Origin of the sequence: Nocardia sp. NPDC051756 (assembly GCF_040681495.1) — a bacterium.
In the GTDB taxonomy this organism is placed as follows: domain Bacteria; phylum Actinomycetota; class Actinomycetes; order Mycobacteriales; family Mycobacteriaceae; genus Nocardia.
The window spans coordinates 133,640-149,649 of the sequence record NZ_JBFAYV010000005.1; the positions used below are offsets into that span (position 1 = coordinate 133,640).

Below are 16,010 nucleotides of genomic sequence, written 5' to 3' on the forward strand. Positions count from 1 at the left end.
AACAACCGCGCATGAGGCTGGAGGGTGACCGCAGATGAGCCGACACGGTCTGATCAATACTGTGGGCCGCTCGATACCGCTCACCGCCGCGGCGCGCAGCGTGTGGCTCGCCCAGCAGTTCGCCCCGGACTCCCCCGATTTCAACCTCGTGCGCCGCTTCGACATGCACGGCGCGGTCCGGCCGGAGCTGCTCGGTCGAGCGATTCGGCAGGCCCAGGCCGAGTGCCAGACCTGGGCCATGCGCCCGGACGAGGACGCCACTGGTCCCTACCAGGAATACCTGGGGCGGACCAACGCCAGCTGGCAGGTCATCGACCTGAGCGACCGGCCGGACGCCGAACAGGCTGCGCACCAGTGGATCCGGGAACACGTGCGGATCCCGTTCGACCTACGCCATGACGTCCTCGCGGTCGACACGGTTCTGAAGCTCGCCGACGATCACTACGTCTGGTACACCTGCTACCACCACGCCCTGGCCGACGCCCAAGGCATGAGCATCCTCACCCTGCGCGTCGAGGCCATCTACACCGCACTGCTGGCCGGCACGTTGATCCCGGACACCCCACTGGGCCCGGTCGCGGTGATGCACACCGAGGAAGCCGAGTACGAGTCGTCGGCGCAGTTCGAGGCCGACCGGAAGTACTGGCTGGAGCAGCTGGCCGGCCATCCGGAGCCGGTCACCCTGGCCACCCGCGGGCAGGGTACGAACGACGACGGCCTGCGGGTCGCGGAGCACTCGCTGTCCACGGCCGGCATTGCGGCGCTGACCCGGTTGGGCAGGCGGTCACGCACCTCGTGGAGCACGCTGATCGTGGCGGGTGTCGTCGCGTACCTGCACGGAATGACCGGGCAGCGCGACATCGTCGTCGGTATCCCGGTCACCGCGCGCCGCACCCATGCCGCGCGCAACACCCCGAGCATGCTCGCCAACGAGTTGCCGCTGCGCATCGCGGTCGGACCGGAGACCACCCTGGGTGAATTGGTCGCCCAGGTCACCCGGAAACTCGCGGAACTCCTTACCCACCAACGGTATCGGCACGAGTACCTGCGCCAGGACCTACTGCTGCGCGGCAGCTCGGAGCGACTGTTCCACGTGATGGTCAACATCCTGCAGGTCGGCGGGCGGCCGATATTCGGCGACGTGCGGTGGAACCAGCGGTTCCTCAATACCGGCCCGGTCCCGGATCTCAATGTCACCGTCCACCCTGCCGACAGCACGGACGAGCACGTGTTGAAGGTCGAGGCCGACGCGGCGCACTACACCCAGGCCGAGGTCGAGAATCATCGCGACCGGCTGGTCCTCTTCTTCCGCTCGCTCACCGAAGCAGGCCTCGAAACCATGGTGGGCCGGCTATCGCTGATCACCGACGCCGAGCGCGCACGGGTCGTGCACGACTGGAACGACACGGCCCGGGAGATCCCGCGCGCGACCATTCCGGACTTGTTCCAGGCCCAGGTCGCCCGCATGCCCGACGCCGAAGCGGTAGTGCACGAAGACGTCAACCTGACGTACGCCGAACTGGGCGATCGGGTGAATCGGCTGGCCCGGCTGCTGTTCGACCGTGGCGTACGGCGCGGCCAGTTCGTCGCCGTCGCCATGACCCGGGGATTGGACACCCTGGTGTCGTTGCTCGCCGTGATGCGAACCGGCGCCATCTATCTGCCCATCGATCCGAATTACCCGCGGGAGCGGATCGCGGAGATTCTCGTCGACGCCCGGCCCCGGCTGGTGCTCGCCAGGCAGCGCACCGGCCTGATCGAACCCGACGGCGTGCCGTGGCTGTACCTGGACGACCCGGCCGTCACGGCCGAGCTCGCCATGGCGGAAGGCGGCGACCTGACCGTCGCGCCGGTACCGATGGACATCGCCTACATGATCTACACGTCGGGCTCCACCGGACGTCCGAAAGGCGTGCTGGTGCCGCACGCCGGCCTGGCCGACTTCGCCGCCACCCAGGTCGACGTGCTCGGGCTGCGGCCTGGCGAGCGGGTGCTGATGATCAGCTCGCCGAGCTTCGACCCGTCCCTCTGGGAGCTGTGCACGTGGCTGATGAGCGGCGGCTGCGCGGTCATCGCCCCGGCGCATCTGCTGCCCGGTGCACAGCTGGCCGATCTCATTGTGCGACAACGAGTCACCTGCGTCGGCACGGTCCCGTCCGTGCTCGCGACGTTCGCCCCCGGAACATTGCCCGAGGATGTGATCATCGCAGTCGGCGGGGAAACCCTGCCCGCACAGCTGGTCCAGGACTGGGGGGCGGTCCAGCACCTGCACAACGTCTACGGGGCGACGGAAAACACCGTCTTCAGCACCATGACCGGTGCCCTGTCCGGCCCCGGCACACCGTCCATCGGCAGCCCGATCCTCAATGCACGCGTCTACGTGCTCGACGACGCGCTACGGCCGGTGCCGCCCGAGGTCACCGGCGAGCTGTACCTCGCCGGGCACGGCGTGTCCTACGGCTACCATCGCCGGCCCGGCCTGACCGCGCAGCGGTTCGTGCCAGACCCGTTCGGGCCCAGGGGAAGCCGCATGTACCGCACGGGCGACGCCGGGTACTGGCGGTCCGACGGCCGGCTGGGCTTCATCGGCCGCACCGACCACCAGGTGAAGATCCGTGGCTTCCGGATCGAACTCGGCGAGGTCGAGGCCAGGCTGAACGCGCACCCCTCGGTCGGCCGGTCGGTTGCGGTCGCCCAGGAGGAACAGCCACGCATTCGGCGGCTCGTGGCCTACGCCGTCGCCACCCGAGGCCAGGTCATCGACCCGGCGGTGCTGCGCGCCTGGGTCGGCGAAGCCCTGCCGGAGTACATGATTCCGGCCGCGGTCGTCGAGCTGGCCGAATTCCCGCTGACGTCCACCGGAAAGCTCGACCGGTCCGCGCTGCCCGCCGCCGATTTCCGCGGCAGCGCGATCGGCCGGAAGCCACGTAACCGCGTCGAGACCCTGCTGTGCGGCCTCTTCGCCGAGGTACTCGGGGCCGCGCAGGTCGGCATCGATGACAACTTCTTCGACCTGGGCGGCGACTCGATCACGGCGGTGCAGCTGGCCAGGCACGCGGTGCGCGGCGGTGTCGCGCTCACGCCGCAGGACATCTTCACGTACCGGACCGCCGCGACCATCGCGGCCGCGGTCGCGGACGCCGACGCTCCGGTCGAGGACCTTTCCCTGCTGTCCGTGGCGGACGCCGCCGAACCCGCGGCGCTGCCACTGACGCCGTTGCAGCAGGGCATGTTGTTCCACACCACCTTCGCGGCGGGCCAGGGGGCGGACCCGTACCTCGGGCAGAAGGTGTTCGAGCTGACCGGCGAGGTGTCGGCGCAGACGCTCGAGGCGGCCTGCACGGCCCTGATCGCGCACCACGACGCGCTGCGGGCCGGGTTCGACCACGACCGGACCGGAGCGGCCCGGCAGTTCTTCGCCGACCCGGTCCCGGCCCCGTGGGCGGAATACGACCTGCGCCACCTTGCCCCGGACGACCGGCAGGCGCGGCTGACCCAGCTGCTGGCCGAGGACCGGGCGACCCGCTTCGAGATGACCGCGCCGCCGTTGCTGCGCTTCACGCTGATCACGATGGCCGGCGACCGGCACCTGCTCGTGTTCACCAGCCATCACATCCTGTTCGACGGCTGGTCCCTGTCGACGATGCTGCGGGACCTGTTCGCCGCCTACGCCGCAGGCGGCGACGGATCGCGGCTGCCCAGGGCCGTATCGTTCGCCGGCTACCTGCGCTGGCTGTCGAAGCAGGATCCGGAGCTGGCCGCGCAGGCGTGGAACCGCACGTTGGCCGGGCTCGAACAACCGACGCTGGTGGCCGGCGGCGCCGCACCGTCCGCCGCGATGCCGGCGCTGGCCGTGCGGACCCTGTCCGAGGACCTGTCCGCGGCGCTGTCGCACGAGGCCAGAGCCAAGAACGTCACCATGAACACGGTGTTCCAGGGCGCGTGGGCGTGCCTGCTCGGCCTGTTGACCGGCCGTGCCGACGTCGTGTTCGGCAAGTCCGTATCCGCCCGCCCGCCGCACCTGGTGGGCGTGCAGGACGTGGTCGGCCTGGTGATGAACACCGTCCCGGTACGAATGCGGCTGGACAACGCCCAACCGGTGGCCGACGCGCTGGTCGCGGCCCAGGCCGACCAGGCCGCGCTCGGGCCTTATCACCACCACAGCCTGATCGACATCCAGCGCGGCCTCGGCCTCGGCGAACTCTTCGATACCACCATCGTCTTCGAGAACGCCCCGGTGGACCGGGCCGCGATCCGCCGGGTCGTGCCGGGTCTGCGCATCGCCATGACCGACGCGGACCGCAGCGGCGTCACGCACTACCCGCTGAGCCTGATCATCTATCCGGACCAGCGGCTACGGCTGGAGCTGACCTATCGCCGCGACCTGTTCACCGCCGAGCAGGCCGAGCACGTGCTGTCGCGCGTGGTGCGGTTCCTCGAGATCTTCGTGCGCCGGCCGGACCTCCGAATGGGACAGGTCGACCTGCTCGGCACCGTGGAACGGCACGACGTGCTGCGCCGCTGGAACGACACCGACGTGCCCGTCGAGCCGACCACGCTGTACACACCGTTCACGGCGCAGGTGCGGCGCACGCCGGACGCGGAGGCGATCGTGTGTGGCGACGAACGGGTGACCTACCGCGAACTCGACGACCGCGCGGCCGGCCTCGCGGGTGTCCTGGCCACCCGGGGCATCGGCCCGGGCGACGTGGTCGCGGTGTCGTTACCCCGCTCGGTGGAGCTGGTCGTGGCGCTGCTCGGGGTGCTCCGGACCGGCGCCGCCTACCTCCCGCTGGATCCCGAGTACCCGGCCGAACGCGTCCAGGCGATGGTGGCCGACGCCGGGCCGGTGCTGTGTATCGACGAGCGCGCGATCGCCGAGCTGACCGGCGCGGACGCCGGCGTGCGGGTCGAGCACCGTCCGGTCGGCGATCAGTACCCGGCCTACGTGATCTTCACGTCCGGATCCACCGGACGGCCGAAGGGAATCGTGGTGGCCCACCGCGGAATCGTGAACTACCTGCGGTGGATGCAGCGTCGATTCCCGCTGGCGCCGGGCGATCGGGTGCTGCAGCGCACCTCGATCAGCTTCGACCCGTCGGTGTGGGAGATCTTCTGGACCCTGCACGCCGGCGCGACCATGGTCATCGCCATGCCCGAGGCCGACCAGCCGCCCGGCTACCTGCCGGACCTCATCCGCACCGAACGAATCCACACCGCACAGTTCGTCCCCGCCACGTTGGCGCTGTTTCTGCTCGAGCCGGGCGCGCGGGAATGCCCGAGCCTGCGGCAGGTGTTCTGCGGCGGCGAGATCATGACCGCCGGCCTGGCCGAGCGATTCCGCCGGACCACGACGGCCGCCCTGCACAACCTGTACGGGCCGACCGAGGTCTCCGTCTACGCCACGTCGTGGCCGGCCGAAACGGACGCCGACACAGCCACCGTGCCGGTCGGGTACCCCGCCGACAACCTGCGGATCTACGTGCTCGACGGTGCGTTGCGCCCGGTGCCGGTCGGTGTCCCCGGCGAGCTCTACATCGCCGGAACGGGTGTCGCACACGGCTACGTCCAGCGTCGCGCGCTGACCGCGGAACGGTTCCTGGCCGACCCGTTCGGGCCGCCGGGCACCCGCATGTACCGCACGGGCGACCTCGGCTTCCGGCGGCTGGACGGCGCGCTGGGCCACCTCGGCCGAGCCGACCACCAGGTGAAGATCCGCGGTCACCGGATCGAGCCGGGCGAGATCGACACCGCGCTGTCGACGGTCACCGGGATCCGGCAGGTCGCCACGATTGTCCGCGAGGACGCACCGGGCCGGCCGCGCATCGTGTCCTATATCGTCGCGCAGCCCGGCGTCGAGGTCGACCCGAAGGCGGCCAGGAACCGAGTGGCCGCTGTCGTGCCCGAGTACATGGTCCCGTCCGCGATCGTGTCGCTGCCTGCGCTTCCGTTGACCCCCAACGGAAAACTCGACCGCTCCGCGCTGCCGGTACCCGAGCTGGACGAGCCGCCGGAGCGGCGCGAACCGCGCGACGACCGCGAGCGCCTGCTGTGCCGGCTGTTCGCCGAGGTGCTCGGCCGGTCGCGGATCGGCATCGACGACAACTTCTTCGACCTCGGCGGCGACTCCATCGCCTCGACCAGGCTGTCCGGCCAGGCGGGTATCGCCGGCCTGGCGCTCACGCCGCGGGACGTCTTCCAGCACCGCACGGTGGCCGCAATCGCCGCCGTGGCCACCGAGATGGCCCCGCAGACCACCTACGTCTCGCCGAGCGAGCCGCTGCTGTCGCTGGACGACGACGAAATCGCCGAACTCGAAGCGCAATGGGAGACCCAGACATGAAGCCGACCTCGTTCGACGCGGTGCTGCCACTGACACCCCTGCAGGAAGGCATGCTTTTCCACGCCCGCTACGACGGCGACGGCGTCGACTTCTACAACATGCAGCTGCCGATCGAGCTGACCGGCGCGGTGGACCCGAAGGCCCTGCGGCACGCCTGCGACCTGATGGTCGCCCGGCATCCCGCGCTGCGCGCGGGCTTTCTGCAGCGCCGCTCCGGCGAGCCGTTCCAGGCCATCGCCAAGCGCGTGCGGGTGCCGTGGAATGAGCTGGACCTCAGTGGCTTTGCCCCGACCGAGCAACACACCCGACTGGTCGGTTTGTTGACCGCGGACCGCAGGCGGCGATTCACGATGACCACGCCGCCGCTGCTCCGGTTCACGTATGTGCGGCTGGCCGCCGAGCGGCACCTTCTGGTGCTCACCAACCACCACATCCTGATGGATGGCTGGTCGATGCCGATCGTCGTCGCCGACCTGTTCCGCATCCTGCGCGCCGGCGACGACACCGGCCTGGAACCGGCGGCGCCGGTCGGCGACTACCTCGGCTGGCTGGCCGCGCAGGACCGCAGCAAGGCCGACGCCGCCTGGACGGCCGCGTTGGCGGGTCTGGACGAACCGACCCTGCTGGGCCGGACCACGAGCACCACCCCGGGGCAGCACAGCCAGCAGCATGTCCGGCTGGAACTGACCGACGACGAGTCGAGCACCCTGGCGGAGACGGCGCGCGGCCGGAATCTCACGGTGAACACGATGGTCCAGGGCGCGTGGGCGCTGCTGCTCGGGATGCTGACCGGCCGGCGCGAGGTCACCTTCGGCTGCACGGCGGCCGACCGGCCACCGATGGTGCGCAATGTGGACCGGATCGTCGGGCTGCTGATCAACACGGTCCCGGTCCGGGTGCGCATCGATCCCGCAGAGCCGGTGGCCGAGCTGCTCGGCCGGGTCCAGGACGAACAGGCCATGCTCGGTGAGTACCGCTACCTGGGGCTACCCGAGATCCAGCGGGTCAGCGGGCATGCCGAGCTGTTCGACACCACGATCGCCTTCGAGAACTACCCGTTGCCGCCGGCCACCGGCACATCATCGATCCCCGGCCTGCGTATCGCGCTCGCCGCGGACGTCGTCGAAGACGTCGCCGAAGGCACGCATTACCCGCTCAGCCTCGCGGTATTCCCTGGTGTGCCAACCAGATTCGAGCTGAACTACCGCGACGACCTGTACCCGGGGGACCAGGCGCGCGCGCTCCTGGAGCGACTGGTGTTGCTGCTACGGACCATCGTCGAGCGCCCCGATGCGGCGGTGTGCAGGTTGCCGCTGCTCACCGAGGTCGAGCAGCGGCGGATCCTGGTGGACTGGAATCCTCCGGCCCGGTCGGCCGAGCCGGGCACGCTGGTCGACCTGTTCGCGGCCCAGGCCGCCCGCACACCGGATCGGCCCGCCGTCACCTGTGGGTCCCGCGGGCTGACGTTCGCCGACCTCGACCGGACGGCGGATCTGCTGGCCCGGCGGCTGGTCGCGCACGGCGCGGGCACCGAGCGGTATGTCGCGATGGCCCTGCCGCGTTCGATCGACGCGGTCACCACGTTGCTCGCGATCCTGAAGGCCGGCGCGGTCTACGTACCGGTGAGCGTCGAGCAGCCCGCCACCCGGATCGCCGCGATATTCGAGGAACTGTCCCCCGCCCTCGTCGTCACCACCCGGGAGTTGGCCGAACGGCTACCCGTCGGCGACATACCGCGGCTGGTACTCGACGAGCCCACGCCGCCCGATCAGGCGGACACCGACCTGGCCGACACCTGCCGTCCGTCGCCGCCGCGACCGGAGAACCTGGCCTACGTGATCTACACGTCCGGGTCGACCGGCCGGCCCAAAGGGGTCGCGGTGGAGCACCGGGCGCTGGTCAACCTGCTCCACAGCCACAACGCCAACTTCTTCGCCCCGGAAACGACGGCGGCCGGCGGGCGGCAGCTGCGCGCCGCGCTGACCAACTCCCTGGTGTTCGACGCCTCCTGGAGCCAGCTGCTGTGGATGGTCGCCGGGCATGAGCTGCACCTGGTCGAGGACGAGGTGCGCACCGACCCGCGCGCGGTGCTGGACTACCTTGTCGCGCACCGCATCGACGTGCTGGACACGACGCCCGGCTTCGCGCGTCAACTGATGGCCGCCGGCCTGCTCGACGGCCCGGCCATCGGCACTCTCGCGCTCGGCGGCGAGGCGATCGACGCGCCACTGTGGACACAGTTGCGAGCCGTCCCCGGACTGTCCGTATACAACCTCTACGGGCCCGCGGAATGCACGATCGACGCGATGTACAGCCGGCTCGCCGAGCATGACCGGCCCGTGCTCGGCCGGGCATCGGACAACCTGCGGGTGTACATCCTCGACGACTTCCTGCGGCCCGTTCCGCCCGGGGTGGACGGTGAGCTGTACCTCGCGGGCGCGGGTCTGGCCCGTGGCTACCTCGGCCGGCCGTCGCTGACCGCGGAACGTTTCGTTGCCGATCCGTTCGGCCCGGCCGGATCCCGCATGTACCGCACCGGTGACCGGGGCCGGTGGCAGGCCGATGGCGCCGTCGCGTTCGCCGGCCGGTCGGACGACCAGATCAAGATCCGTGGCTTCCGCGTCGAGCCGGCCGAGATCGAGGCCGTCCTGGCCGCGGCCGAGGGCGTGGACCAGGCCGTTGTCCTGGCCCGGGAGGACCGGCCGGGCGTCCAGCAGCTGGTGGCCTACGTGGTGGGCACGCCGGGCGCGGCCATCGACGCCGACGCACTACGCGCCGCGGCCGCCGCCGCGCTGCCCGGCTACATGGTCCCCGCCGCCGTGGTCCACGTGCCGGTGCTGCCGGTGACGGCGAACGGCAAGCTGGACAAGGCCGCGCTGCCCGCACCCGAGTTTCGTGGCGGCGACGGCGGCGCGGCCCCGCGCACCGACCGGGAACGCTTACTGTGCCGGATGTTCGCCGAGGTCCTCGAGGTCGAGCAGGTGGGCATCCAGGACAACTTCTTCAACCTCGGCGGCGACTCGATCCTCTCGATGCGCGTCGCCGGCCTGGCGCAGCGAGAAGGCGTGGACATCAGCCCGCGCGACGTCTTCGTCCACCAGACCGTTGCCGCGCTGGCCACGTTGTCCGAGAGCGCCGAGCCGACCGATACCGTCGACACCCCGGACGGCCCGCTGATCGTCCTGACCGACGAGGAGCGGGCCGAGGTCGAAGCCGGTCACCCGGACGCGGTCGAGGTCTGGCCGCTGACCCCACTGCAGCAAAGTATGAGCTTCCACGCCCTGCTCGCGCCCGAACGGATCGACCCGTACATCACTCAGCAGTCATTGCAGCTGACCGGTGCGCTGGCGCCCGCCGGGCTCCGGACCGCGTTCGACACGCTGCTGCTCCGGCACGGCAGCCTGCGCGCCGGTTTCGTCCGGCTGCGGTCCGGCAGGTCCGTCCAGATCGTCCAGCCGGCGGTGCGGATCCCGTGGCGGGAAGTCGATCTGCGCGATCTGGCCCCGGCCCGGCAGCGAACCAGGATCGACGAGCTACAGGCCGAGGAGCACAACCGTCCCTTCGACATAGCCGTCCCGCCGCTGATGCGCGTCCTGCTGGCCCGGCTGGCCGATGACCGCCACCTGCTGGTGATCACCGACCACCACATCCTGCTGGACAGCTGGTCGCTGCAGGTGCTGTTGCGCGAGCTGTTCACGCTGTACGCCCGTGGTAACGACGCTGCCGCGCTGCCGGCCGTCGCACCGTTCCGAGATGTGCTCACGTGGCTGTCCACCCGGGACACCGCCGCCGCGGAACGGGCCTGGGACCGGGCACTCACCGGGTTCGACGAGCCGACCTTGGTCGCACCGAACGCCGACCTGACGGTGGCCGCCGCGCAGGGCACCGTCACCGAGACCCTGGACGCCGAGTTCACCGCGCAGCTCACGGCCGCGTGCCGGGACGCCGGGATCACCATGAGCACCTTGCTGCACGGCGCCTGGGCGATGGTGTTGGGCCAGCTCACCGGGCGGCCGGACATCGTGTTCGGCGCATCGGTCTCGGTGCGGGCACTGGACCTTCCCGGCGCCGATGACGTGATCGGGTTGGTGATCAACACGGTGCCAGTCCGGTTCACCCTCGACTCCGCCGAGCCGCTGGCCTCGGCGCTCGTCCGGATGCAGTCCGAGCAGTCCGAGCTGATCGCCCACCGGCACATCGGTCTGCCTGGGCTGCAACGGGCCCTGGGCCTGGGCGAGCTGTTCGACACCATCGTCGGCTTCGAGAACGCTCAACTCGACGATTCCTGGATCCAGCAGCAGGTTCCAGACCTGGACATCGCGTTGGGGCCGCCGACGGTGCCCGGTACCGCGCACTATCCGCTGCGGTTGCTGGTGTGCCCGGACGACCGCCTGGACTTCACCCTGTATTACCGCACCGACCTGTACGACCCCCCGGCGGTGGTCAGCATCCTCGGCCGGGTCCTGCGGGTGTTGACCACCTTCGTGGCGGCGCCACGGACTCCCCTCGGCCGCATCGACCTGCTGACCGCGACGGAACGCGAGCGAGTCCTGCGCGACTGGGCGACCAGCGCCCCGGCACGCACCGCGGCCACCATTCCCAGCTTGTTCGAAGCGCGGGTGGCCGAGCACCCGAACGCCCCGGCAGTGCTCACCGACTCGGCGCGGTTGACCTACGCCGAGCTCAACCGCGAGGCCAACCGGCTGGCGCGGGCACTGCTCGCCTACGGCGCCGGGCCGGATCGGGTCGTCGCGCTGATGATGCCGCGAACAGTACGGATGGTGGTGACCATCCTCGCGATCTGGAAGACCGGTGCCACGCACATGCCGGTGGACATGGACTATCCCGCCGAGCGGATCGCCGTCATGCTGTCCGACGCCGAGCCCGACCTGATTCTGGTCAGCGGTCCAGCCGCGAAGATGGTTCCCGAGCAGGCCCGCGGCCGAATGGTCGCACTGGACGAGCTGACCGTCGCGGACGGCACGCCGGACACCGACGTGACCGACGCCGAACGGCCCCGCCCGCTCTCGCCCGCGTGTGGGGCCTACGTGATCTACACATCCGGCTCTACCGGACGACCCAAGGGCGTGCTCGTCACCCACACCGGGCTGGCGAGTTTCATTGCCACCCAACAGCAGAGCCTCGACCTCGGGCCGGGCCGGCGGGTGCTCTGGTTCGCGTCACCCAGCTTCGACGGCGCCATGGGCGAGCTGAACACCGCACTACTCAGCGGATCCTGCGTGGTGGTCGGCACCTCCGACACGATGATGCCCGGTCGGCCGCTGTCGGACTGGGTAACGCGCACCGGGGTGCACTGCATGACCGTTCCGCCGTCGTCGCTGGCCGCGCTGCCCGGCGGCGAGCTGCCCGCGGACACGACCGTCGTCGTCGGCGGCGAGGCCTGTAGCACCGAACTGGTCGACCGCTGGGCGGTGGGTCGCCGCATGCTGAACATCTACGGCCCCACCGAGACGACGATCATCGCGACGATCAGTGCGCCGCTCACCCCGGGCGAGCCGCCGACGATCGGCAGGCCGGTCGTGGGCACCGAGATATATGTGCTGGACCAGAATCTGCGCCCGCTGCCGGCCCGGGTGCCCGGCGAGATATACATCGCCGGAGCCGGTCTCGCCCGGGGCTATCTGCGCAGGCCCGCGCTCACGGCCGCCCGATATGTCGCCAATCCGTTCGGCGCGCCCGGGTCCCGGCTGTATCGCACCGGCGACATCGCGCGTTGGCTGCCGGACGGCCGCCTGGACTACGTGCACCGGGCCGACAATCAGGTGAAGCTACGTGGCTTCCGGGTCGAGCTGGGTGAGATCGAGGCGGTGCTCACCGCGGATGCCGGTGTCCGGCACGCCGCCGTCGTGCTGCGCGAGGATATCCCGGGTGTCCGCCGGCTGGTCGGCTACGTCCTCGCCGAACGACCGGGCTCGGTCGACCCGGCGGCGCTACTCGACCGGGTGGCCAGGCGACTGCCGGACTACTTGGTGCCGACCGCCGTGGTTGAACTCGAGGTGCTGCCGACAACCCGGAACGGGAAGCTCGCCGTGGACGCGCTCCCCGCCCCTGACCTCACCTCGGCACGAGGCAGCCGGGCGCCGCGCAACGAACGGGAAGCGCTGCTGTGCCGGCTTTTCGCCGAAGTCCTGGAGACGACCGAGATCGGCATCGACGACAGCTTCTTCCGGCTGGGCGGCGACTCGATCATGTCCATCCGCCTGGTCATGGGCGCGCAGCAGGCCGGACTGAACATCTCCCCACGGGACGTCTTCGTCCACAAGACCGTCGCCGGACTCGCGACCGTCGTCACCGAGACGGCGGGCGCCGACGAACCCGGCGACACCGATGAACCGCTGGTCGATATCGACCAAGCCGAGTTGGCCGAACTCATCGCCGAACGCGGCACCACCGACTGACCGGGCGGAGAACACAGCCGGGACCCTGCTCGGCTCTCCGTTCGTGACCCCACCCGCCTCCTCGGCACACCGTGGCGAGCAGGCACAGGACCGACCGTCCGCATGCGACCGAACCCGGTCGACGCAGTTGAAAGGATCACCATGGCAACCCAATCCCTGTCCGTCGACCCCCAGGACTCGGTCGAGGACCGGCCGCGCGAGTACACACTGAGCCGGAGTGAGGGCGCCGAGCTGCTGGATATCGCGCAGCAGGCCGCCGACACCTACGGGGACCCGCTCACCGACGAGTTCTACGACCAGGCGTGGCCGCATTCCCGGCTGTTGCCCGCCGGCCTGCGCGGGTTCCTGGACGACTTCCGCCGGTTCGAGCCGAGCGCGGCCTGTCTCGTCCACGGCATTCCGGTGGACGACGATCAGCTCGGCGCCACCCCCGCACACTGGCGGGACGCGATCGCCGGGGAGACGGCGCGCCGACAGGAGATCATCCTGGCACTGTGCGGAATGGTGCTCGGCGAGCCATGCGGCTGGGCGACCCTCCAGGAGGGCTGCATCGTGCAGAACGTGCTGCCGATCAAGGGCGACGAAATCAGGCAGAGCGGCTACGGCAGCGAGAGCCTGCTGGAGTTCCACACCGAGGACGGCTTCCACCCGAATCGGTGCGACTACCTGATGCTGCTGGGACTGCGCAACAGCGACCAGGTCCCCACCATCGTCGCGTCGGTCCGCGATACCCGGCTGACCGAGCGTGACCGCCGCATCCTGGCCGAGGACCGCTACTACATCTTTCCGGACACCGAACACATCCGGCAGCTGAGTTCGCACGACGAGAACCACCCGGCGCTGGAGCAACTGCGCCGCAAGCTGGCGAACCCGACACCGACCAGCGTGTTGTTCGGCGACTCGGTGTCGCCGTACATGCGCATCGACCGCCCCTTCATGAGCTGTGTCGACAACGACCAGGAGGCAGCCGCCGCGCTGGACCGGTTCATGGTCGAGCTGACGCGGGTACAGCAGGACGTGGTGGTCGGCCCCGGGTCACTGCTGATCATGGACAACTACCTGGCCGCGCACGGCCGTCGCCCATTCCGCGCCCGCTACGACGGCACCGACCGCTGGCTCAAGAAGCTCACCGTCAGCCGGAACCTGCGCCGGCACCTGGCCGGCGGCAACAGCGGCCGACACCGTGTCCTCGTCTGACCTTCGTCCAACACACAGAGAGGCCTTTCATGCGCACGATCATCGTCTCGGGGGCGTCCAGCGGGATCGGGCTGGCGACCGTGCGGCGGTTCGCCCGCGGCGGTGACCACGTCGTGAATCTGGACATCGCCGAACCCGCGGACGACGACGAGGACTACGGCCCGGGCTCGATCAGCTGGCTGCGGGTCGATGTCGCCGACTGGCAGGCGGTCCGCGCGGCAGTCGACGCGGTCCACGCCATTCGCGATCGGCTCGACGTCGTGATCGCCAACGCCGGTATCAGCGTCCGGTGCGGCGTCTTGGAACTGACCGAGGCGGACATCCGGCGGACCATCGACGTGAACCTGATGGGAGTCCTCGGGCTGTGGCGGCACGCGGCGCCCTACATGCTCGAACAGGGGCACGGCGTGCTGTTGGCGACCGCGTCGGTCAACGGCTCGCGTGGCTACCCGCTGTACGCCCCGTACAACGCGACCAAGGCCGGCATCGCGTCGCTGTGTCAGACCTTCGCCATGGAGCTCAGCCCGATGGTGCGTACCGCGTGCGTCACTCCTGGCGCCGTGCTGACACCGATGCAACGCGCCGAGTACAGCGACGAGATGCTGGCCGAGGTGAACGACCGGATCCCCGGCCGGCGCCACGCAGCGCCGGAGGAGATCGCCTCGGTCTTCCACTTCCTCGCCTCGCCCGACGCGTCCTTCGTCACCGGACAGGAATTCGTTGTGGACGGTGGTGAGACGGCCGGCGCCACCACCGCGTTCTTTCCCGGGCCGACCGCGCCACGGCAACGGCGATGAGAGCCAGGACAGGCATGGAAACTCGAACAGCATTCGACTCGACCGTCCTCGACGAGCTCGACCTCGCCGACCCGGTTGTGCACGCTACCCAGGACCTCTCCGAGGTCTGGCGGTACCTCCGCGACGAGCAGCCGCTGTACCGCCACCGCGAAACCGAACGCGGCGAGGGCTTCTGGGTGATCACCCGTCGAGACGACATGGCCACCCTCTACACGGACAACGTGTCGTTCACCTCCGCGCGAGGCAACATGCTCGACACGTTGCTGGCGAAGAACGACTCGGCGGTGGGCCGCATGCTCACCGTCACCGACGGCCCCGAGCACAGCGCGCTGCGCGCCGCGATCGGCAAGCCGTTCTCGCCGCGCGCGCTCACCGCCATCGTGGACAGTGTCCGGAGCGGGACGCGCAAGCTCGTCCAGGAGGCGACCCAGCGGGCGGAGTGCGACTTCGCCGTCGACGTCGCCGCACATGTCCCGCTGGCCGCGATCTGCGACCTGTTCGTCGTGCCGGACGAGGACCGGCGGCATCTGATCGGGCTGACATCCGGCACGCTCGCCGCTGCCGATGGCCCGCCGACCGCGGAAGGCATGTGGGCGGCGCGCAACGACCTGCTGCTCTACATTTCCCAGCAGGTGGCGCGGCGGCGGGGCCGGTCGGGTGACGACGTGCTGAGTGTCCTGATCGACCAGGAGGTGGCCGGCCGCAGGCTGACGCACGAGGAGATCATCTTCAATTGCTACAGCATCATCATCGGCGGCTTGGAGACCACCAGGTTCGCCATGGTCGGCGGGGTGCACGCGCTGGCACAGAACACCGACCAGTGGCAGTTGCTACGGGATGGCACGGTGCGCACCGGCTCGGCGGTCGAGGAGATCCTCCGCTGGACCACCCCGACACTGCATAGTGGACGGACCGCGACCACCGACCTCCTGCTGTTCGACCAGCTCATCGAGGAGGGCGACATCGTCACGATGTGGAATGCCTCGGCCAACCGCGACGAGCGGGCCTTCGCCGAGCCGGACCGGTTCGTCTTGGCCCGGGATCCGAACAAGCACCTCACCTTCGCCCACGGCCCGCACTACTGCATGGGCGCCTACCTGGCCAGAGCCGAGCTCAGCGCGATGCTGGAAGCGCTGCGCGACTCGGTGTCCGAGATCCGGATGACCGGTCCGGCCCGGCGGGTCTACTCGAACTTCCTCAGCGGATACTCGACCATGCCGGTCCAGCTCGTCCCCGCCGGCTGACTCGCCCCGA

5 protein-coding genes are annotated in these 16,010 nt (G+C 70.1%); all 5 read left to right on the plus strand.

Annotation, left to right across the window (positions count from 1 at the left end; translation table 11 throughout):
* The first annotated feature begins 34 nt into the window (after window positions 1-34).
* The 5 genes from AB0M22_RS22645 to AB0M22_RS22665 all read left to right on the plus strand — a co-directional run bounded on the left by AB0M22_RS22645 (window position 35) and on the right by AB0M22_RS22665 (window position 16,000).
* The gene (locus tag AB0M22_RS22645) at window positions 35-6,343 is read left to right on the plus strand and encodes an amino acid adenylation domain-containing protein (protein WP_364730127.1); all 6,309 of its coding nucleotides are present in this window, start codon (window positions 35-37) and stop codon (window positions 6,341-6,343) included.
* Window positions 6,340-12,762 (plus strand): amino acid adenylation domain-containing protein, encoded by a 6,423-nt coding sequence (locus AB0M22_RS22650; protein WP_364730130.1) that lies wholly within the window; start codon window positions 6,340-6,342, stop codon window positions 12,760-12,762. Before AB0M22_RS22645 ends, AB0M22_RS22650 begins: the two co-directional genes overlap by 4 nt.
* Before the next feature lie 141 nt (window positions 12,763-12,903).
* A complete protein-coding gene (gene gntD / locus AB0M22_RS22655) occupies window positions 12,904-13,959 on the plus strand; it encodes a guanitoxin biosynthesis L-enduracididine beta-hydroxylase GntD (RefSeq protein WP_364730133.1) in 1,056 nt (351 codons plus the stop codon).
* Between the two features lie 29 nt (window positions 13,960-13,988).
* A complete protein-coding gene (locus tag AB0M22_RS22660; RefSeq protein WP_364730136.1) occupies window positions 13,989-14,756 on the plus strand; it encodes an SDR family oxidoreductase in 768 nt (255 codons plus the stop codon).
* Window positions 14,757-14,770: 14 nt separating this feature from the next.
* On the plus strand, window positions 14,771-16,000 hold the full coding sequence (locus AB0M22_RS22665) for a cytochrome P450 (protein WP_364730138.1): 1,230 nt from the start codon (window positions 14,771-14,773) through the stop codon (window positions 15,998-16,000).
* The last annotated feature ends 10 nt before the right edge of the window (window positions 16,001-16,010 follow it).

Bases quoted from the DNA above. Each gene is read 5' to 3' on its own strand.
- AB0M22_RS22660 (WP_364730136.1), top strand. From the start codon at position 13,989: ATGCGCACGATCATCGTCTCGGGGGCGTCCAGCGGGATCGGGCTGGCG.
- AB0M22_RS22665 (WP_364730138.1), top strand. From the start codon at position 14,771: ATGGAAACTCGAACAGCATTCGACTCGACCGTCCTCGACGAGCTCGAC.
- AB0M22_RS22650 (WP_364730130.1), top strand. From the start codon at position 6,340: ATGAAGCCGACCTCGTTCGACGCGGTGCTGCCACTGACACCCCTGCAG.
- gntD (WP_364730133.1), top strand. From the start codon at position 12,904: ATGGCAACCCAATCCCTGTCCGTCGACCCCCAGGACTCGGTCGAGGAC.
- AB0M22_RS22645 (WP_364730127.1), top strand. From the start codon at position 35: ATGAGCCGACACGGTCTGATCAATACTGTGGGCCGCTCGATACCGCTC.